The sequence below is a fragment of the Blautia acetigignens genome (genome assembly GCF_025566865.1).
GTDB classification, from domain to species: Bacteria; Bacillota; Clostridia; order Lachnospirales; family Lachnospiraceae; genus Blautia_A; species Blautia_A acetigignens.
The window spans coordinates 505,155-526,281 of sequence record NZ_JAOQJM010000001.1 but is presented as its reverse complement, the minus strand read 5'-3'; the positions used below and the strand labels follow the sequence as shown (position 1 = coordinate 526,281).

The window sequence follows — 21,127 nt, the reverse complement described above, 5'->3', positions numbered from 1 at the left end:
TATTGCAAAAAACTAGGATTTTATAAAAATAAAAAAATCAAGTCTATAGCTGTTTGAAGTGAGGAGAAAAGCGTATGAGAAATGTGTTGGCAACGGACATAAAAAACAATATTCGAAGCATTCGCTTTATTTTGGGGATTTTTCTAATCGTTTCGGCTACCCTGATGTCTGAGCATGAGATGTTGCAGAAGATCATAAATGCAGGCGGATCTGCAGAAGGACCAGGCTGGTTCGTAGCATACACCTATTGTATGAACAGCGTTAATATGCTTCTGTTTGTTCCCATTGCCGTTGCTTTTGCGGGTGGAGAGAATACGGAGGCTGAGCTGCACAGTCGTTTTTTTCTGTTCAGTTATATCCGTTCAGGGAGAAAACAGTATCTCGTAGGAAAAGCAGCAGGATTGTTGGTCTCCGGAGGTTTGACAGCTTTTTTAGCCATGGTGTTCCTTCTTGTAATCTGTATACTGAGGTTCGGTCAGTATCCTTCTCTGATTGACGGAAATTATGAGATGGCAGTGCTTGTGGGCAGAACGGCGGTAAGCTTTCTGAGATTGTTTTTAAATGGCGCTTTTTGGGCGCTAATTGGCGGTACGTCGGCTGTCATAACAAAAAATCGCTATATGTCCTATGCCGTTCCTTTTATTCTTTATTATGTCCTGACCGTATTTCAGGAGCGTTACTATCAAAAAGCATTCTTTCTGAGTCCCCGCTATTGGGCGGCGTCTATTTACTACAATGATATCTTCTGCATTGCTATATTAGCGGTTGGAATTTTTTTAACGGCACTGATCTTTATGTGCGCAATAGAAAGAAGGTTGCGGTATGCGTGATATTAAACAGGCTTTTTGGATTGCAGGCCAGAATTTCTATGGATGGAAAAAAAGTCCGAGGATCTGGATGACCTTTATTTTGGCAGCTATATTATGTCTGATGCTGTCGGATCAGATTATTTCCCATGCGATAAAATATGAGACAATCCTTCAGGTATTCGAGCCGTTTATTTGGACATATGGGGATGCATCCTCTGTTATGCTGTCCTCCCTGCTTTTAATCCTGCTCTTTGCGGACATGCCATTTATCAGTCAGGCAACTCCGTATTGGCTTGTACGCACAAAACGGAAGATATGGCTTGCGGGTCAGATTATCTATGTGATCCTGGCGACTGTGATCTATAATATTTTTTTGGCTGTGATGCTTGGAATTATGGGAGCTCCCTTTTCCTTTACGGGAAATGTGTGGAGCGAAACAGCGGCAATGTTGGGCTATGGCGGTGGGGAGAGCATAACCGTTCCTGTTTCCATAAAAACAATGGAAAGCTCAACTCCTTATATGTGCGCAGCAATAGTGTTTGGACTTGTACTTTTATATACTCTTTTTATCGCAGTTCTCATGTTGTTTTTAAATCTGGCTGCGGGAAATATGGCAGGGGTGATCGGTGCTTTTGCAGTCAGTCTGTATGGGCTCCTGCTGAACCCAGATGTTTTCCGGAAACTGTTTCATTTTACAGAAAGTCAGGAATATAGGGCGAACGTGTTCTGCGGCTGGCTGTCTCCGTTGAACCAAGCTACCTTTCCCATGCACAGCTTTGGTTATGATTACCTGCCAGGGATCGGGATGAGCATGTTCATATTTGCAATATTAATCATAGCGCTGATCGGCTTGTCAGCCGTCCGAATTAAGGGCTATAATTTCTCTTTTACGCAGACAAACGAATAAATGGAGGGCAAAATGGAATATGCAATCAGGTTGAAGGGACTGACAAAATCCTTTCAAAAAGAAAAAGTATTAAAGAACATTACCCATGATTTTGAAAAAGGGAAGATTCATGGGATTATGGGGTTTAACGGTTCAGGGAAAACCGTAATGTTTAAATGCATCTGTGGATTTTTACAACCTGAGAGCGGCACAGTGCTCGTAGGGGGAAAACAGATCGGGAAGGAGCTGGACTTTCCAGATTCCGTAGGCATTATCATTGAAAACCCTGGCTTCTTTCTGGATCTCAGCGGTTTTGCGAATTTAAAGAGACTGGCGTCTCTGAAACACCGTATTTCCGATGACGATGTGAGGGCGACGATGCGTGCCCTAGGGCTTGATCCTCTGTCTAAAAAGAAGGTAGGACAGTATTCTCTTGGAATGCGTGAACGTCTTGGTATCGCACAGGCAATCATGGAAGATCCGGAGCTTTTGATATTGGACGAGCCTTTTAATGGTCTGGACAAGCAGGGGGCAGGAGAGGTCTGCGAGCTTTTGCGGGGATTAAAGGAACGAGGGAAGACTATTCTTATCGCAGCACATAACATGCTGGAGATCGAATGGCTCTGCGATACGATCTGTGAGATGGATGCAGGTGTCCTGACGCAGATAAAATAAAAATACGGGGGAAAGAATATGGGAAAGGTATTAATTAAATGCATTCAAACACCAATGCAGAAATATTTTTATGATCGTTCTTTGGATTCTGTAGTTATGGTGAATGATGAAGAATATCAGATATTAAAAACTGTGGAAAAGACAAAATTGGTTCCTGATGGAGTGTTAAGACGGTTTGTGAAAAGCGGATTATTGCGTGAGACTGCGATAGAAGAAATTGAGCATCCTGAGACAGAAAACTTACATTTGTTGGCAGAACATTATATGGGCAATCTGATTTTGCAGGTAACTCAGCAGTGTAATTTGAGATGCAAATATTGTGCATATTCTGGAAACTACTATAATCGTTCCCATACGTCAAATAGGATGGATTTCGAGACAGCCAAAAAAGCAATAGACTTTTATTTGAAAAGAAGCGAAAAAGCGGATCAACTTGCATTATCATTTTATGGGGGTGAGCCTCTTCTGGAATTTGAATTGATTAAGAAATGTGTTTCCTATATTTTACAACGTAAAGGGGATAAAAAAATTCTTTTTACTATGACGACTAATGGGACTTTAATGACAGAAGATGTCATAGAATTTTTGGTAAAATATGAGTTTAATCTTATGATTAGCCTTGATGGTGATAAGAAAAGTCACGATATAAATCGAAGATTTAAAACAGGAAAAGGTTCATTTGACATTATTTTAGAAAATTTGAGTAGACTGAAAGCTTACAATGAAGAGTACTATTCAAAAGTTTTGTTTAATTGTGTTATTAGTTCTTCATCAGATCTTGAAAATATATATCGATTTTATTCGGAAGAAGAGCTGTTTGAAGCAGGGACAGTGAATTTCAATTATGTAAATCCAGTTGGTTTAAAAGATGAGACATTGTCGCGCATAACACAAAAAAATTTCAGAGTACATCGACTAGCATATATAAAGATGATTTTATCTGTATTAGAGAAGCGAAAATGGGATGCACAAAGTCGATTGTTGCGAAGAGAACTGCAAGATATGAAGCGGAAATATTGATATTATTTTAACAGAAAGGAGGAGAACCGTATGAAGAAACTCAACAAAAATATGAAGAAAAACAGGAACACGATTGAGTCTTTTGGGTGCGTTTGTGGATGTGGTTGCCCATGTTCATATTGTGCTGCGACTTGGTTATCTCAGCATAATGCGGATGCTTCAAGAGTGGTTATTAGTAATGACAATAGCGTAATGTACTAACAAGTTATAGTTACTAGTACATAGAACAGACTGCCTTATACATTAAAATAAATAAGGTAGTCTGTTTCTAAAAAATATACGAAAACGTTAATAGTGTCAGGAAGGTATTTATAAGTTAAAGAGTTTATAATTGAAGTTTCGTGAAAAAGCGACAATTCTATAAGATATATGGAGGAAAAATGAAAAAAAGTGTTCTAGCAATTATGGTAGGTGCGTTGTGTATTATTCTTTCCAGCTGTCAGGAAACACCAGAGGAGAGTTCGGTAGTCAGCAAAGTGGATGGGATTAGCGAGGCGGCTGTCTGTGAACCTCTTAAAAAAGGAGAAAAGAGAGAGACAAATGTTCCAACGCATTGGAAATTTGAAGAAAAGAAAAGCAACGACCGTGTGGTTATCCAGGCAGATATTAAGTTGGGCGAACAAAGCATTGGCAATCTTCCAGTCATAGAGATGCAAAATCACGAGTTAACGCAGGAAGAACTGAATGGATTGATTGATTATTTTACGGACGGTGAGGAACTATATATGCCACAGATGGTGACAAAGGATGCGTATCAGGAAGTGTTAGACAGGATTTCCAGCAAGGAAGGAAGTTACTTGCAATCAGCATATTCTACATCGATTGCAGGGATTCAAAACGCAACCCGAGAGGGGATGGAGCTTGCACCGGATGAAGCGTCTGCACCGGAAAAGATGGAGATAAAATTTCAAAAAAAAACAGAGGATCACGGTGTGGAAGCGGCACGGAGTTGGATGAGTACTGAATTGGAAAACACAGATACAGAGGATTATTTTACTGCAGATGTGGGCGAGGACAGGAAGGCATATATAGAAGCAGAGCGGTATAATCAGGAAATTGACAATGACAGTAGTTTTCTCTGGATGGAGGGTTCTAATTTTATAGAAGAAGAAACAATAGAAACTGAGGAAATGCAGAGTGAGTATTACAGTAGCTTTGGCATGGATACCAACGGCTATACAGAGAAATTTCATGAACTGGCAGATGCGTATCGAAAGTGCATGGACAAGATCACCTTTACAGAGGAAGATGGAAAGGAACAGGCAGAACAAGTTTTAGAGGATTTAGGTATCGATGGAATGGGCCTTGTAGATTCTGATCGTACCGTGTGGTTCCCGAATGGCGCATGTTCAGAGCGCAATGGTCTGGGACTTGGTAGTGATGCTTTGTGGCAGGGAGATCTGGATAGAGGATTACCGGGATATCTGTATTGTTTTTCGAAAAGTGTAGAGGGTATTACTTCAGTTCCTGATGGCGTGGTTGCGGAAGAAACAGTGGATAGTTATGTGCCTCCGTTCCAGGTAGAAACAATCTCTATTCTGATAACAGAGGAAGGAATTAAATATTTTAAATGGGATGGGATATCGGAAGAAGTCTGTACGGTGACGGAAAATACAAAGCTTCTGCCTTTTGAAAAAATACAGGCAAAGCTGACAGATCAGATTTTTTATTGGTATTCCGGAAAAGGCCAGTCTGCCAACGACACTACCGCACTGGAGTATGATGTGGTAAACGCAAAATTGCAGTATACTTATACCACAGCCTATCAGGAGCCGAAACACGCATGGTTGGTTCCAGCATGGATTTTTACTGTCAGGGAAAGTATTGGTGGAAATTCTCTACAGGAGCTTTCTTATGTGATCAATGCTTATGATGGCAGTGTGATTGGAGAAGCATATTAGGGTTCAGCGACACTTGAATTTTTATTGACCATAGAATTACAAGGTTTATCATGAGAATAATAAATATGCGATATTTGGCTTGGATATATAACAGGTAAGAATAGGAATAGTGCAAATGATTAAGCTCGCATTGATTGATAACGGTATACCTTATCATATGAGAAATAACAGGAATCAAAGGATTGTTCATAAATCTTTTTTGGCTTCTAAATGCGATCCAAGTGAGTATAAAGACGATAAATCATTCCATGGCGCTGTATGAGAAATAGAATTGCGGTTATAAGCCAAAGACCATATCTATTCCAAGGGACTATAGAGGAGAATGTTAATATCGATGGAAAGGCGTCAAGAGATGCAGTTGTTGAAGCATGTAGAAAAAGTGGTGCTTTAGGTTTTATTGAAAAATTGGATCATGGATTTGGACAAAAAATTGGACAAGATGGTGCAAAACTTTCTGGAGGAGAAAGACAAAAGATAGCTGTAGCTAGGGCTCTGCTGAAAAATGCAGACATTTTACTTATGGATGAGGCTACAGAAGGATTTGATGTTGAATCAAATGAAGCTTTACGTGAGTTATTACATAGTGAATTAAAAAATAAGACTATCGTTTTTATTACGCATAAGTATAAAGAACTGGAAAGTGTTGATAAAGTATATCGCCTTTCAAAAGGAATTTTAGAATTGGTGCGGAGTTAGAGATATAAATTTCTAATAGAACTGAGCCACTATGCATTTGACATATTGTATCAAACAGTAGGTTGATGACGAGATGATTGTAATGTATCGCAGATTGAACAAGCAGAGGAGCATATTTACAAGTTCTCAGGCATTGATGAAGGCAATATACCTAGACTATAAAAAATTTGAGATAGGAGGAGCGAAAAGTGTCAAAAAAAGAAAAGTGATCCTTATGTAAACGCTCCATGTCTAAGAAAAAATGGAAATGGACAAGCGCCTAGTCTTGGAGTGTATCTCAAAACTAGGCGTTTACATTATTGAGGCAATATATTTTACAAGTGTTTGTAGGAACCGTTAGTGCTTGGTGAGAAGAATACTTTTTGCCAGAGCAATTCCAGCTTGTGGATACAATTCTTGAATTGCTTGATATTTTTCTTCAATCAATTCGGGTTCGTCTGCCCATATATCCTCATAAATTTTCAAGGCTTTTTTAAAATGGGTTTTCGCTTGCGAAATATTTGCAGTGATCAGGCAGATACTTCCAAGGGATTCCTGTACCTGGGCATAATCCAAACAGTGGTTTGAATTATATTCTTTGATAATCTGTGCTAATTTCTGAAGAGCAGACAGGGCAAGGTCAGGTTCTTGTATTTCAATTAAGAGGACAGCATAATTATTAATCTGAGGAATACTGTCATTAGTATAAAGAAGCTGGTATTGTTGTAAAAGAGAGATACCCATTTTCATGTGCCTTTTAGCGAGATCAAGTTGTCCGTTGATTCGGTAAAGCCCTCCAAGATTGGAATGGAGGTTGGAAACCAGGTGGGCATTTTCTTTTGTGGTTTCTTTTATTTGAGCAAGTGCTTCTTTTTCTAATTTTATCGCTTTTTCTGTTTTGGGTTCCAGAGTTGCCTGATAATCCAATAGTAAGGCACGGTCAGATGCAGTCCCGTAAGTATTTGCTTTTATAAAATGCTGTAGTTCCTGGATGATTTTTTTCATACCCTTTTGATAGTGGTACTTCTCCATATATGGAAAAACATCTTCTAAAAATAACAGGTATTGGGGAATATCGTCCTTTTCAATGAAAAGCATGATGTTTTCTACTGTTTGAAATAATTTTTTATAATAGCTAACTTCAATGCCATGCATCAAACATATTTTTTGCAGAGAATCCAATAACGTGTGGCAGCTTGTAACAGAAGGTGCGGTCTCGGAAACTGCAATTTCCTGAATCATTGGATGCAGAGAAATAGTATGCCGGAGACTTGACTGTACAAAACCTGTCTCGATCAGATCATTCACGTCATTTAAAGTAGGCAGCTCCAGCCATTTGGAAAATATACGGGCAGAAATACCAGATGAAGGCATAAAACACATATTGCACATAATATCCTGCTGTTTCCGTGATAAGGAGTATAACGAAAACAGGGTATGGATATGGTTGTAATAGGTGGCTTTTTTGCTCTGACCATCTTTCATTACTTTAATCTTATCTTCATTATGAAGAGAAGCCTTTTCCTCTTGAAGTTTTATCAATAATTGCTCTGGAGTTAAAATTCCATTTTCCAGAAGTTTGGCTGCCAGTTCGACAGCAAAAGTATGGTAGTGTACAGTTTCTATGATTTTTTCTACGATTGCCCGGTTTTCCTCTGCTTCTGAATAAAATACAGATGTCAGTTGAAAAAGAGTGGGTATATCTTTCAGTTCTTTTAATTGAAAACTACAGTATTCAGACAGTTGGCTTCTGGTTGTAAATAAAACCCGGCAACGGTATTTTAATACGACTGACAGGCAACTGTCCTGTGTGGATGTGACATTAAAATTGTCTATGATCAGCAGTGTATCAGATTTCAAAGAGCGTAAGAAACGGTTATGTCTTTGAAAACGTTCCTGCTCACTGATTTCTGGTGGATCATCAATAAAATCCATGTCTACAATATCTTGATATAGATTACCGGTGTATTCCATATAGAGAATATTGGTGTACTGTTTTCTGTATTGCTTTGCATAGGCTTTAGCAAGCTCGCTTTTTCCAATTCCGGCAATTCCATAAAGAAATATATGTCGGTTCTCTTCAAACAAAGTATGGAGTTCATCCAGTTCTTCTTCTCTTCCTAGAAAATGACGGCATGGTTTTGGGACTTCGCTGTCCATAATGTAATCCAGAACAATCGGAGATAGAACACCTCCTGCAATCAGTTTTTGATTTCTTGTATCACGTTTAATAAATTGCCGTTCCATACCAAAAGAAAGTACTTTTGCTAAAAACAACAGCCTTGAATCAGAAGGTTTATATAGAGATACAAGTTCCTGCTTTTTTGTATCCGAAATCGTATCGTCCTGTATGAATAACGTGTAAATGTCCTGTATAACCATGTTGCAGTCTGCCATTAAGGGAAGTAAGTTCCGCTGAATGGTTGTTGCCAGTTTTTTCTGATTGCTGGGTTTTGCATAATATGAGGTTATTTTGGGACTGATTTTTGCTTGTCCGGTTATCCAGCGGCAAATTAGACCATTATCCATAGAAAAATCTTCATTTATCGGATCATTCATAAAATCTTCAAATAATTCGTATAAAAAATCAGGTTGGTTCATCTGATTGCTTTCACTGATTTGATTTTTTAGGCATGTGCTAATAGAAGAAAAATCACATCGTTCCAACAGAAATCCCTCCTTTGGTTTTCGTGTTTTATATTCTTAAAGTCTTTTTATTATAACACGAACAAATGTTCCGGACAATAGGAATTGATACTGTATAGGAAGAAAATGAATCTTAAAAACTCAATCTGCGGTCAATTTCAATTCAATGTGATTGGTGCAGAATAATTTTAGAATGTAATCAGGCTTTCGAAAGCCGAATTCAATTCATACAGAACTTTTGTACAATCCTGCCGGCATAGGATGTAGAGAGAACTGTATGCTGAAGGAGGCATATAGCATGAATACGTTATTTGATTCTGTAGAAGTTCTGGATACAAAAAAAGAAATCCAAAAAGAGAATGTAAGCTATGAACATGCAGGATATCAGATTCGAGTGCATTTTAATGGGGAAAAGACATTGATCCAGTGCATTCAGAATCTTACTGAACGAAAAATTGCAGGTTGATTTTCTTAAGTTCTTGTTGTAAAATAAAGACAATTAAAGACAATGACTACGCAAGACCGATGAAAAGAGGGATAGAATGTATCAGGCAGGAATTTATTGCCGAATTTCCATTGAAGAGCAAAATAAAGAGGGTGAATACAGCAATAGTATTCACTCTCAGATTCAGATGGCAAGAGATTATATTGCAGAGAATAAAGATATTGCAGAGAAAAAAGTTTATGTAGACGATGGGGCTTCTGGAAGTAATTTTGAAAGAACTGAATTTCGGAGGATGCTGGCAGATATTGAGCTTGGTGTTATCAATATGGTGATTTTTAAGGACGTATCTCGACTTGGAAGAGAACATATTGATACCAACTATTATCTAGGCAAATATTTCCCGGAGAAACAGATTCGGATTGTTTCGATTCTGGATAATTATGATTCAGCCGTTGGAACTTATGATGAAATGTTAGAAATAAAAACTTTGCTGAATGATATGTATTTGAGAGATACATCCAGAAAGATTAAGACAACGATTCAGACCAAAAGAAGTATGGGCGAATATACTCCGAAACAGCCCCCCTTTGGATATGTGAAAAGTAAAACAATTCATAATCATCTGGAAATTGATCCTTATGCAGCCGAGGTTGTTCGAAGAATTTACAGAATGTATCAAAATGGATTTGGCTGTACGGTTATTTGCAGGACTTTGAATGAAGATGAAATCCCTTGTCCCGCAAAATATAAAAAGGAAGTTTTAAAAACCAATTATGTATGGGATTCGGGAAAAGGTCTGTGGACATCGTCTACTGTAAGTGGAATTTTAAAGAATCCGGTCTACACTGGGGCGGTTGTGATTCGGAAACATGAAAGACCGTCTTATAAGCTGAAATACAAAAAGGCAATTCCCCTGGAAGAAATGGAGCTGGTGCCGGATGCACATGAGGCAATCATTTCTAAAGAAGAGTTTGATAGGGTTCAGCAAATAAGAAAGGGGCGCAGAGTTTCCTATTTTGATAAAAACAATGAACCACATAAATATGTGGGACTGCTCTTTTGTGGGAAATGTAAAACAGCCATGCGAAAACGTTATCTGGCATCTCATAAAGACTATGACGGATATATGTGTGGTTTTCATCAGAAGCAGGGGCAGAATTACTGTGAGCTGAATCATATTACATTTGAAAAGCTGGATGAACTGGTTGTATTTGCAATCAACCAGCAATTGAAACAGATGAAGATGGATATGAAGAATCTGGAAACTCAGATCAGACAGAAACAGCCGGAACTGGATGGTAAAATTGCAAAATTGCAGGCAAAAATAGAAAGAAATCTGGAATACCGGAAACGAGCATATGAACAGTTTATGGATGAAGTACTTTCCAAAGAGGAATATCTGGAATTAAAACAGATGTATGAAACAGAGAATCAGAAATATCAAAAAGAATTATCAGAACTGAACCATGAAGAGCAAAGGCAGCGGGCGGCGGTCAATGAAACAAAGATATGGTTGGAGCACTTTAATCGCAGAAGAATAACGGTAAAGCAGCTTACCAGAGAAGCGCTTGTGGAGTTAGTTGATAAAATTTATGTATATCCAGAGCAGAAAATAGATATATATTTTAAGTTTGCTTCAGTAGAGAGTTCACCAGATAGAATACTTGAGAAAGATGGGGTGATATGATGTATCAGATGGGTGTATATTGTCGTCTGTCGAAGGATGATGGAGAGAATAAAGTTAGTGAGAGTATTGAAAATCAGATGAAACTGATTCGTGAGTATGTGACTAAATCAGAGGATCTGGAAATCGCAGATATTTATATTGATGACGGTTATTCGGGGCTTTATTTTGCGAATAGACCGGAATTTCAGCGGATGATGGAGGATATCTACAAAGGGAAAATTCAAGGCGTTATTACGAAAGATATTTCCCGGCTTGGGCGTGAACATATTGAAACCAGTAACTATATTGAGCGTGTTTTTCCATCTTTGGGTGTGCGTTATATTGCAATTTTGGATGGCGTGGATTCTGTTCATCACAGTAATGAAGAATTGGCACAGTTTAAGACGTTGTTTAATGATATGTATAGTCGTGATATATCTAAGAAAATCAGAGGTGCATTGACCGCCCAGAAGAAACGGGGACAGTTTATGTCTGGGTTTGCCCCATATGGATATGTAAAAGATCCGGCAGATAAGCATCATTTTCTTGTAGATGAAGAAGCAGCTAAAGTGGTACGGAGAATCTTTTATATGAGTTTGGAAGGATATTCCAGGGATGGTATTGCAAAGAAACTGAATCAGGAAGGAATTCTGACACCGTCAGAGTATAAGAGAAAGGTGCAGGGATTGAAATATGCCAATGCATTAGAAAAAGCGGGTGCAAAGGGCTGGGCATATCCTACGATCAATGTAATTTTGCGAAACAGAGTTTATACAGGGGCTATGGTACAGCATAAATCAGAAAAGATATCCTATAAAGTGGAAAAGTATCAATATATTCCAGAGGAACAGCAGTATATTGTGGAAGGAATGCACGAAGCAATTATTAGCAAAGATACTTTTGAGCAGGTACAGGAACTTATGAAGAAAAGAACACGGACACCGGGATTTAATAGCGAAGTGAGAAAGGTAAATCCATACGCAGGAATTATTGTTTGTGGAGATTGCGGATATAATTTCCAGAGGGTTACTTGTCGGGACGGTTATGAGTGCGGTACCTATCACAAAAAAGGAAACACAGTTTGTTATTCTCATTTCATTAAAAAAGAAGTATTGGATTCTATTGTAAAAAATGAAATCCAAAGACAAGCGGAACTGGCACTGAAAGAAAGTGATAAGGATGAAATATTAAAAGTAGCAGATAGGAAGAAGGAGGTGCAGAGACGATGTGCAGAAGCAGACCAGCAGATTGAACGGTTACAAAAAGAACTTGCGGCTGTCCAAAAGTATAAAAAGAAAACTTACGAAAATTATGTAGATGGTGTTCTGGATAAAGAAGAATATCTCTCCTATAAGGCAGAATATGAAAAGCAGGATAAAGATATCAGGGCGAAGATTCAGTTGGCAGAACAAGAGAAAGACAGCTTTGGAGAGGCAGAAGAATCTTATGAAAACTGGATAGAGAAATTTATCAAGTATGGAACATTATCCGAAGTGACAAGAGAAATTGTGACAGAATTGATTGAAAAAATTGTTGTGAATGGAGATAAGAGCATTGATATTGTATTTAAGTATCAGTCGCCTTATCCGGTAGAAAAACAGGCAGTGTAAAGACTGCAAATTTTTTTACAGTAATTTTCCCCTAGTTATAATGAACACACAGAGGAGATTCCCTGCTGGAAACTTATCTGGATAGCGTATCGAGCATGGGAAAGCTTGCAATTTGTGTAGGAATGGGGAATAACGGAAGCGATGCACTGCACTGCGGTGGAAAACTTTCTGCCGGGGAAATCCAGGAAATTGAGCTTGGAGTAGGTCCATTTGAGCCAAATCTGAACATACAGCTGTGGAAAGATTACGAAGATGAGATGGAAATTTATTTGGAAAATCCTTCCGGGGAACGGGTTGGACCATTGAAGGAAGCATTAGGTGCCCAGCGTTGGAGCCTTGGAAATACGGAGCTTCTCATCTATTATGGAAAACCTGCGCCTTATCATGTGACTCAGGAAATCTATGTGGATTTTCTTGTGAAAGCTGAGACAGATCCACTGAGAATACAACAAAGCAGCTATATAGACAGCGGTGTCTGGAAAATCATTCTTGTGGCAGGAAATATTAAAAATGGGGAATATTTTCTTTGGCTGCCAGGTGGAAAAACATTAAATCCTGGTACTGCATTTTATTTGCCCCGTGCCCAGGGTACCCTGACCATTCCGGCCACTGCCCGCCGTGTAATTAGTGTAGGTGCCTATGATGCCCGATTAAATGCTTATGCGGACTTCTCCGGCCGTGGCAGCTGTAACCTTCCCTACCCAAAACCGGATCTGACTGCTCCAGGTGTTGACATTCTTGCCCCCAGAGCAGGCGGAGGCTACGCACGCTTTTCCGGTACTTCCTTTTCCACCCCATTCGTAACCGGAGCTGCAGCTTTATTGATGGAATGGGGAATTATCCGCGGCAATGATCCCTACCTCTATGGAGAAAAACTAAAAGCCTATCTCCGTCGTGGCGCCAGACCATTGCCGGGAATTGAAAGATATCCGGATGATATGGTTGGGTGGGGGGAGGACGTTATAATAAGGTTACATTGAAGAAAGTCAGTAAAATCAAGTGTTTCCGTTCATTTTCCCAACACAGAAACGAAGCACTTTTACCATGATTTTGAAGAAAATCTGCCCGGGTTGGATTCAAAATGATATGGAAAGAAAGATTTGTAGCAATGACGTAACATGAACAGTTGGTTCTGTTACAGATAAAAGTTTAAACGAAAGAGAGGTCATAGGGATATGAAACTGACTTATACAAATGTAAATGGATACCTGATTCCGAATCTCACCTATAAATCCGGTGAGCAGATGGAGCAACTTGGCAAATATGGATTTCTTCGCAGAGATTATCTGAAGAACCATCGAAACTCAACGTATCAGGTGATGCTTTTACAGGATACGATTGGCGAGCATCTTCTGGAAGTGGACAAGGCAGCAAGAGAACGGGAAGAAGTAATCTTGGAGCAGTTGGAAGAAAAAGAACCACTGCCAGATAAGGAGAAAGATCAGATGGCATGGGTAAGAGCAGCTAATCAGCACAGAGCGATTGCAGAGGAGATTATCTTGAAAGAATTGATTTATGCATAAGAATTGCCAGTAACCAATCTGGCAGGTAACTGATAAAAATAGAATATTGTGAGTGAAGTAAGGCGTGAGTCATAAAATATGGCTTGCGTCTTTTTCTTTGTCTGAAAGGAAGTGATAAGTTTGAACAAGAAGTTTTTGAAGCATTATATGGAAACCAATCCGGAAGGGACAGCACAGACCTATATTTTTCTGGTGGACAATCAGGATATCGCATTGAATATTGTGATGTCAGGTTATCAGGCACTTTGTCTGGTGCAGGAAGATGATGGATATTATTTCAGTGCAGATTCTTTTATAGAGGAAATGAGATCTATTCAGTTTACTGGAAGCTGTCAGAGTGCCTATCATTATGTGACTGCCTGTACGGTGAAGTGGATGAATGATAAGTTACAGACATTTTTCAAAGACGCTGGTCTTGATGGAAAAGTGGGCTGGCAGTTGTTCAAAGAGAAGGAGTACCTTGGCAAACTGGATAATCAGAAAGAAGTTGAGAAATTACTGGAAAAGTATATTCTTCGGTTTGAGCGAGATCCGAAAGAAGAACCGGAACTGAGCCGTTTTCACTTATTTGATGCAAAAGGAAATGTGAAAGGTGTCCGGGATATGGAGATTGTAGATTACCTGGTGGAGAATGTTCAGTTTTTTGTGGTGGGAATCACACCGTATTATTATGAGCATGGTGTTTTCCTGGAAGACCATGATGGGGTAAGAATGAAATACCGTATCCAGAAGCTGATCTATCGTGACCAGGTACAGAGTGGAGTGATCAAAAGAATCTATAATCTGCTGATCGCACAGCCAAAAGTTCACCGAGAGGCATATGAACTAAATAAACAACCTGTGAGGTGGATCAACTTCAAAAATGGATATTATGATCCGGTTACGGGTGAAATGCTGGAACACAATCCGGATTATCTGACAATCAATCAGATTCCATTTCCCTATTATCCAGAGGATTGTGAGCAGGTGTTACAAGGTGGAGAAAATATCAAAAAGTATCTTGCATCGTCTCTTCCAAATAAAGAAGAACAGCAGACATTCTGGGAGTATTTTGGATACTGCATGACACAGGATACGCAGTTTCAGAAATTCCTTACACTGAAAGGAAATGGTGGAACCGGAAAGTCTGTGGCAGTATCACTGATCCAGTATGTGGTTGGAATCACCAATATGTCCAGCATTTCTTTACAGGATTTGAACAAACGATTCTATGCGACTGGAATGTACGGAAAGCTACTAAATGCCTGTGCGGATATTCCATGTAAAGCAATGGAGAACACAGATGTATTAAAGAAAGCAGTCGGTGAAGATACACTGATCTATGAGAAAAAGGGGCAGGATGCAATCCATTTTCACTCTTATGCGAAGCTACTTTTTTCTACCAATGAAATGCCGCAGAATCTTGAGGATAAATCAGATGCTTTTTATCGTAGACTACTGATTCTTGATATGAACCGAGTAGTAAAAAGTGCTGAAAAAGATCTGCACTTAAAGGAAAAGGTACAGGCAGAATCCGATTATGCAATTCATATGGCGATGATTGCATTGAAAAATCTGTACGAACAGGGAAAGTTCACGGAGAGCGAACACAGCAAAGAATGTGTAAGAGAAGTGCAACGGACGTCAGATAGTATCTGTGCTTTTATTGATGAGTCATTGGTGCGTGCCAAAGGGAAACGTCTGAAACGAAGTGAAGTGTTCCATATGTATGAGGAATACTGCAAAGAGAATGGCAGACAGGGGCATGGTAAATCCAACTTTTTCAGGAATATGACAGATAAAGGTTTCCTTCTGAAGCAGTACAATGGTGAGTTCTATTATCAGGATATTGCAGTTAAGGAAGAAGATTTTTGTCCTGTAGATCCAGAAGAAAGAATACCTTTTGAAGAAACAGATATAGATTATAAACAGTTACAATTAAATATGAATCAGGGAATTAAGGGCATTTAGGGCAAAATAAGCAAAAAGAAATGTTACCGGAGCAGGAAAAATAACAAAGATAGCTGCCAGAGTACATAAAATTTTGCTTTTTTTACACTGATTGCCCTTTTTTAGGTATCAACGTTTTAGCTGATACAAATATAGGTTTTTCCCGAATTTGGGAAAAAGTAAAAAAATAAAAATTAAGAAAGTGTGAGGTATGATTATGAGAATGATGAAAAACAACAATAATGAAACAGTTATGGTGATCGGGATTGATCATGGTTATGGAAACATGAAAACTGCCACCAGATGCTTTCCATCCGGTGTAGTCAGATATGACAAGGAGCCAATCTTTCAGAATAATCTTCTTGTTTACAATGGCATGTATTACCAGATCGGAGAGGAACACAAGGAGTTCTGTGCAGAGAAAACGCAGGATGAGGACTATTATGTGCTGACACTGGCGGCTATCGCAAGAGAACTTGATGGGAAAGGTATGAACAGGGCAACGGTACATATCGCAGCCGGACTTCCCCTTACCTGGGTAGCTACACAGAAAGAAGACTTTCAGAAATATCTTCTCCAGAATGAAAGTGTGGATTTTACATTCCGTAACAAAGACTACCATGTAGAGTTTGCAGGAGCTGATATTTACCCACAGGGATTTGCAGCAGCCTTCTACCGCTTACAGGATTTCAAAGGAATCAATATGCTGGCAGATATTGGAAATGGAACTATGAATATAATGTATATCAATAATTCCCGTCCATTAGAGAAGAAATGCTTTACAGAGAAATATGGAACGCATCAGTGTGTGCTTGCTGTAAGGGAATCCCTGCTGAAAGAACTGGGAACAGTGGTGGACGATCTGGTGATTGAGCAGGTGATCCGTACCGGGACAGCAGATATTGGTGAGAAATATCTGACAGTCATTCGTAAAGCTGCCGGAGATTATACGAAAGAAATTTTCCATAAGCTGAGAGAACGGGAATATAATCCAGAACTGATGCGTCTGTATGTGGTCGGCGGTGGCGGTTGTATGATCCAGAATTTTGGAGAATATGACAAGAGCCGGGTGACAATTGTACGGGACATCTGTGCCACGGCGAAAGGCTATGAAGCAATGACCGTAAGGAAAATCCAGAGAAACGGAGGGATGCTTGTATGAGAAAAGAACGGAAAATCATCAATACAAATATCCGTTTGAATCTTTGTGATGAACAGGACAGGCAGGCATGGGAATATTTGCAGACGATGGACAGGGAAAAATATAAATCGTACACCAGAGCAGTTGTAGTTGCTTTAAACGATTATTTTTCCAGAGAGTACAGGAATGAAGCAGATCCGTATCTGGAAACCAGAGAAAAGGAAGATGCTTTTCTGGAAAGAGTGGAAACAGCTGTCCGGGATGGAGTGAAAGAATCTGCCCCGATGGCTATAGCGAAGAATCTGATGGAAATGCTTGTACCGTTTGTAAAAGAATCGGTAGGAGAAAGTAAGCTGTCGGACAGAATACTAACAATGGAAAAAAAGGATGGAGAGATCGCAGAAGATAATCTGGACTGGGAGAAAGAAGCTGATATGGATGCAGCACTGGATTTTGCGGATAGTTTTTAGCTGTCTGTAAAAAGGAAAAGCAGTCCGGTTTGCATAAAATAAATCGGACTGCCTTAAGTGGAGCTATTCTTTTTTCTTGGGTAAGGACGTTTATCATCTGTCAGGTTTAGCAGATAGTCAACGCTGGTGTTATGAAATTCAGCCAGTTTAATCAGAATGTGAGTAGGGATATCGACATCACCACATTCATAATTACTGTAAATACGCTGACTGCAATTCAGAATTTCACCCATATTCTTCTGCGTAAGGTCACGATCTTCACGCAGATCCCGTATTCTCTGATACATGCGTTTCACCTCTAGCATAATAATAACTTAGCGAGATATTCACTATTGAAATATAGCGAGAAATTCGCTACACTGAATTTAAAAATGCAGGAGGGAGAAGTACAGAGTGAAAGAGAAAGTGAAAAAGGTGCTGGTGTGGATTTTTGAATTTGTTTTATTTTGTGGATATTTCTATGTTTTATTCGTGAATCTGGTATGTGGATTTGGATATGGAGGGATAAGCAGCAGAGGACAGGCAATAAAGATTTTATGTGCTTCGTTCTTCCTTGCAGTGGGACTTCCCGGATTGATCTGGTATCAGCATCGCAGACTTATGAAACTGGAGAATTTATTGCATGACCTGTTTGAAATTTGCGACAAAATAAAATAGCAGTAATAGAAAAATAGACTGACAGTAAGGAAAGCTTTACGGAAACAGAATAGCAGAAAAAGGTAATGGCAGTGATGGCATTTCTATTGGTAAAAATCAGTGAAATGTTCATGACTGCTATTTTTATGCTTTTCAGCAGAAATGGAAAGTGATTCAGAAAAAGAAAAGCAGAAATAACAGCGAAATATGGCAGAGAGGCATTTGCAGATGGAAAACGTTGTATAAGCAAGGCAAAGAAGAAATATAGAGTGCCGGATACGGCACATGATTGTCCGATACTTCGCATCGGAGTGGTGCATGACTAGCCTGTTTCAGAAAGGAAAAATCTATGGAATGTGGAGATTTTCTCTTTCTTTTACAGTCAGTTCCTGCAACACAAAACCACTGTCATCTCAATTTTGGCTTAATAACGCAGAGGAGAATGTTGCTTACTTGGTGCTGGTTCAGTGGTGGGGAGATGACAGGCAAGTTTCGCAAAGTGGCAAGCCACTCTGCACCGGAGCCAGCCTTTGGGCTGCTCCTAAACTTGCCAGAGGGCTCTGCCCCTTGGAACCCCGGCACGTTAATGGCGTAAGTATTCCTGCGAAATGTCCACCGGACATTCCTACGGAACACTTACTGATTGACTAGGGTTTCACCCTGCACCCACCAAAGGGGCGTTGCCCCTTATGGAATCCCTGTAAATTTTAGCCGAAACGCTGTGTCTGTTGATAAAGAATGAAAATGAAGCAAGGAAGGAGACAAAAGCCTATGAGAAAACGAAATCATACAGTAACCATACGGATGAATAAAGCAGAATATGAGCTACTTCAAAGCAAAGTAAAGGAATCCGGAAGAACACAGCAGGAAGTTGTAATAAAAGCAGTCGCAGATTTGAAGATAGCTTCTACAGAGGAAGTGGAAGAACTAAAAAGATTGAACCAGATGTTTGCAGATATTCTCAGTCAGCTTCGTGGAGCTACTACAAATATCAATCAGATTGCAAGAAAGCTGCATATAGATGGAGAAGTTCCAAATGACAGTACGCTGTATTTCCTCAATAAAAATATTCTTAAGTACCGGAAGGAGAGTGAAAAGATATGGCTATTAATAAGACGATTAATAAGCGGACAAATACACATGGAGCAATGAGAAATTGTATCGAATATGTATTGCGTCAGGACAAGACCAGTGAGCAGCTTACCTATATGACTGGCCCGTATTGCCATGATGCAATCAATTATGATCTTGTGTATCAGACATTTCTGGAAGAAAAGAAATTATGGAATAAAGACTCTGGAAGGATGTACGCCCACAATATTATTTCATGGCATAAGGATGAGCAGATTACACCAGAGCAGGCATTTGAATTTGGAAAAGAGTTTGCAGAAAAATGGTTCCAGGGATTCCAGACCTTAGTGGCAGTTCACAAGGATAAAGACCATATTCATTGCCATCTGGTGACGAATTCTGTCAGTTATGAGGATGGAAAGAAACTGCATACTACGAAAAAAGATCTGGAGCAGATGAAGCAGTTTACCAACCAGATGTGCCGGGAACGTGGGCTGACGGTTGCAGAAAAAGGAAAACATTTTGATGGCAGTCAGATTGAAAAGGGCGAAATCATTGCATGGAGCAAGGATAAATATAATCTGTTCCGGCAACAAGTAAAGGACAGCTTTGTGGCTGACTGTGCAATGGCGGTGTTAAAAGCACTGGAGAATTGTATCAGTAAAGAAAAGTTTATAGAAAAAATGAAACAGCTTGGATGGAGTGTGAACTGGACAGAAAAGAGGAAGCACATCACGTTTCAGAATCAGGATGGAAAGAAAGTGCGTGACAGCAATCTGTCCAAAACCTTTCATCTGGACATCAGCAAGGAGGGGTTAGAGAATGAATTTAATGGAAATTACGAAAGGATACAAGCCGAAGCAGAACGAACAAATGGATCAGACGATGTATTCGCTGGATACTACCGACAAGTGGAAGCAGCTTGCGAAGGAGCAGGCAGAAACGCTGGAGAAAGTGACGGCAGAGAGGGACGAGTTGCAGGTGAGAAATCAGAAGATGAACGAGTTTATTCAGGAATTTCAGGAAAGGACGCACAAGTTGAAAATAGAAAAACAGAAGTTGTTCTTCGAGAATCACGAAATGCAAGAAGAAATGCAAATGTCGAACGCCGAAATTCAGCGGATGACAGCAGAACTGTCCGAAATGCGGAAACTCAATCAGTCTTTACAGCAGAGCAACGACGACTTGAGGAACAGAAACGGATTGATGAGCAGGAGCGAGCAAGAGCATCTCGAAGAAGAAATAAAAGACGTTCGGGACCGGAACTCTAAATTACAGACACAGGTGAACCAATCGTCGGTGAAAGCGGTTGAACAGGCACAGCAAAAACAGGAAGAAGCAGAAAAACAGGCAAGACAGGCAGAGTATCAGGCTGAAAGGGAAAAGAAACGGGCAGATATGGAGATACAAAAAGCCAGGAGAAAAGCAAAATCGGAAATGGAGGATATGAAAGAAATACAGTTTTTCTGGACTTGGGGATATCTTTGTGTCATATTCTTTTCACTTATTCAGAATGGAGCATTTCAAAGGGATTTAATGCAACTGATCATGTTGCCAGTTAATTGGTGCAGAAAGTATGCGATATGGTTTGAACAGCTGGATTATATGGGATATTCTACGGGAGAGGTAGTTTTTGAACGAATATTTTCAAGTGCTGTGATTATGGCGGGAATTGTCGGGGGTGTATTTCTTGTATGGGGCGGAATTGAACGGTATCGAAAGATATGGGATGATATTTATAAAATGGTTTTGATAGCCAGCTTTTCCTTTATTGCGGTATTAGGAAACTTGATACGGGAATATTTGCCATTTAATCTGCTGTTTGTGATTTTTGTCATAAATGTAGGGGCTGTTCTGATTAGAATATATTTGAATAATAAGAATGTTGGCTATTGAACAATAAATCGAATTTATTTGCTATAATGAATTTCTATATTTTCTTGTCAGTCAGTCCTAACGGTGTTACACTGAAAGAGTATAGAAACTCAAACAATGTTACCTATTGTAGGGACTAGAGCTTTATA

The 21,127-nt window shown here is 39.5% G+C and carries 20 protein-coding genes; 18 read left to right on the top strand and 2 right to left on the bottom strand.

Features of this window, described 5'->3' with window-relative positions; genetic code table 11:
• Positions 1 to 251 precede the first annotated feature (251 nt).
• The 6 genes from OCV70_RS02370 (at position 252) to OCV70_RS02345 (ending at position 5,987) form a co-directional block, all read left to right on the top strand.
• Complete coding sequence (locus tag OCV70_RS02370; RefSeq protein ID WP_262579131.1) at positions 252 to 830, top strand: ABC transporter permease; 579 nt, start codon at positions 252 to 254, stop codon at positions 828 to 830.
• Positions 823 to 1,716 (top strand): hypothetical protein, encoded by an 894-nt coding sequence (locus OCV70_RS02365; protein ID WP_005428264.1) that lies wholly within the window; start codon positions 823 to 825, stop codon positions 1,714 to 1,716. Before OCV70_RS02370 ends, OCV70_RS02365 begins: the two co-directional genes overlap by 8 nt.
• A gap of 12 nt (positions 1,717 to 1,728) precedes the next feature.
• Positions 1,729 to 2,370 carry an ABC transporter ATP-binding protein gene (locus OCV70_RS02360; protein ID WP_009245407.1) on the top strand — a complete coding sequence of 214 codons (642 nt, stop codon included), beginning with the start codon at positions 1,729 to 1,731 and terminating at the stop codon, positions 2,368 to 2,370.
• Positions 2,371 to 2,388: 18 nt separating this feature from the next.
• Positions 2,389 to 3,390, top strand: a complete 1,002-nt coding sequence (locus OCV70_RS02355; protein ID WP_262579129.1) for a radical SAM protein — start codon at positions 2,389 to 2,391, stop codon at positions 3,388 to 3,390.
• A gap of 380 nt (positions 3,391 to 3,770) precedes the next feature.
• Positions 3,771 to 5,291 (top strand): DUF6034 family protein, encoded by a 1,521-nt coding sequence (locus OCV70_RS02350; RefSeq protein ID WP_005428257.1) that lies wholly within the window; start codon positions 3,771 to 3,773, stop codon positions 5,289 to 5,291.
• Between the two features lie 258 nt (positions 5,292 to 5,549).
• Complete coding sequence (locus OCV70_RS02345) at positions 5,550 to 5,987, top strand: ATP-binding cassette domain-containing protein (protein WP_243870895.1); 438 nt, start codon at positions 5,550 to 5,552, stop codon at positions 5,985 to 5,987.
• Positions 5,988 to 6,323: 336 nt separating this feature from the next.
• Here the strand turns inward: OCV70_RS02345 and OCV70_RS02340 are convergent, their stop codons facing one another.
• Entirely contained in the window at positions 6,324 to 8,567 is a 2,244-nt protein-coding gene (locus OCV70_RS02340) for a tetratricopeptide repeat protein (RefSeq protein ID WP_005428247.1), read from the bottom strand.
• Positions 8,568 to 8,910: 343 nt separating this feature from the next.
• Between OCV70_RS02340 and OCV70_RS02335 the strand changes: the two genes are divergently transcribed.
• The 8 genes from OCV70_RS02335 (at position 8,911) to OCV70_RS02300 (ending at position 17,396) form a co-directional block, all read left to right on the top strand.
• Entirely contained in the window at positions 8,911 to 9,078 is a 168-nt protein-coding gene (locus OCV70_RS02335; protein WP_009245398.1) for a hypothetical protein, read from the top strand.
• Positions 9,079 to 9,154: 76 nt separating this feature from the next.
• Positions 9,155 to 10,744: a recombinase family protein gene (locus OCV70_RS02330; protein WP_009245397.1), complete on the top strand. Its 1,590-nt coding sequence runs from the start codon at positions 9,155 to 9,157 to the stop codon at positions 10,742 to 10,744.
• Positions 10,741 to 12,333, top strand: a complete 1,593-nt coding sequence (locus OCV70_RS02325) for a recombinase family protein (protein WP_005428244.1) — start codon at positions 10,741 to 10,743, stop codon at positions 12,331 to 12,333. The genes OCV70_RS02330 and OCV70_RS02325 overlap by 4 nt, the downstream gene beginning before the upstream one ends.
• 95 nt (positions 12,334 to 12,428) lie before the next feature.
• Complete coding sequence (locus tag OCV70_RS02320) at positions 12,429 to 13,313, top strand: S8 family serine peptidase (protein ID WP_317259437.1); 885 nt, start codon at positions 12,429 to 12,431, stop codon at positions 13,311 to 13,313.
• A gap of 195 nt (positions 13,314 to 13,508) precedes the next feature.
• Positions 13,509 to 13,856, top strand: a complete 348-nt coding sequence (locus tag OCV70_RS02315; protein WP_015541855.1) for a TnpV protein — start codon at positions 13,509 to 13,511, stop codon at positions 13,854 to 13,856.
• Between the two features lie 111 nt (positions 13,857 to 13,967).
• On the top strand, positions 13,968 to 15,806 hold the full coding sequence (locus tag OCV70_RS02310) for a DNA primase family protein (protein WP_227189162.1): 1,839 nt from the start codon (positions 13,968 to 13,970) through the stop codon (positions 15,804 to 15,806).
• Between the two features lie 196 nt (positions 15,807 to 16,002).
• Positions 16,003 to 16,947, top strand: coding sequence for a ParM/StbA family protein (locus OCV70_RS02305; RefSeq protein ID WP_262579125.1), 945 nt, complete (start codon positions 16,003 to 16,005; stop codon positions 16,945 to 16,947).
• A complete protein-coding gene (locus OCV70_RS02300; RefSeq protein ID WP_262579123.1) occupies positions 16,944 to 17,396 on the top strand; it encodes a hypothetical protein in 453 nt (150 codons plus the stop codon). The genes OCV70_RS02305 and OCV70_RS02300 overlap by 4 nt, the downstream gene beginning before the upstream one ends.
• A gap of 53 nt (positions 17,397 to 17,449) precedes the next feature.
• Here the strand turns inward: OCV70_RS02300 and OCV70_RS02295 are convergent, their stop codons facing one another.
• Complete coding sequence (locus tag OCV70_RS02295) at positions 17,450 to 17,683, bottom strand: helix-turn-helix domain-containing protein (RefSeq protein WP_015540886.1); 234 nt, start codon at positions 17,681 to 17,683, stop codon at positions 17,450 to 17,452.
• Between the two features lie 106 nt (positions 17,684 to 17,789).
• On the opposite strand from OCV70_RS02295, the gene OCV70_RS02290 reads away from it, so the two are divergent.
• The 4 genes from OCV70_RS02290 to OCV70_RS02275 all read left to right on the top strand — a co-directional run bounded on the left by OCV70_RS02290 (position 17,790) and on the right by OCV70_RS02275 (position 20,999).
• Entirely contained in the window at positions 17,790 to 18,053 is a 264-nt protein-coding gene (locus OCV70_RS02290) for a hypothetical protein (RefSeq protein WP_055158244.1), read from the top strand.
• Between the two features lie 750 nt (positions 18,054 to 18,803).
• Positions 18,804 to 19,184 carry a plasmid mobilization protein gene (locus OCV70_RS02285; RefSeq protein ID WP_215708121.1) on the top strand — a complete coding sequence of 127 codons (381 nt, stop codon included), beginning with the start codon at positions 18,804 to 18,806 and terminating at the stop codon, positions 19,182 to 19,184.
• A complete protein-coding gene (locus OCV70_RS02280; RefSeq protein WP_215708120.1) occupies positions 19,133 to 20,374 on the top strand; it encodes a relaxase/mobilization nuclease domain-containing protein in 1,242 nt (413 codons plus the stop codon). The genes OCV70_RS02285 and OCV70_RS02280 overlap by 52 nt, the downstream gene beginning before the upstream one ends.
• Positions 20,310 to 20,999 carry a DUF6040 family protein gene (locus tag OCV70_RS02275; protein WP_252197823.1) on the top strand — a complete coding sequence of 230 codons (690 nt, stop codon included), beginning with the start codon at positions 20,310 to 20,312 and terminating at the stop codon, positions 20,997 to 20,999. The genes OCV70_RS02280 and OCV70_RS02275 overlap by 65 nt, the downstream gene beginning before the upstream one ends.
• The last annotated feature ends 128 nt before the right edge of the window (positions 21,000 to 21,127 follow it).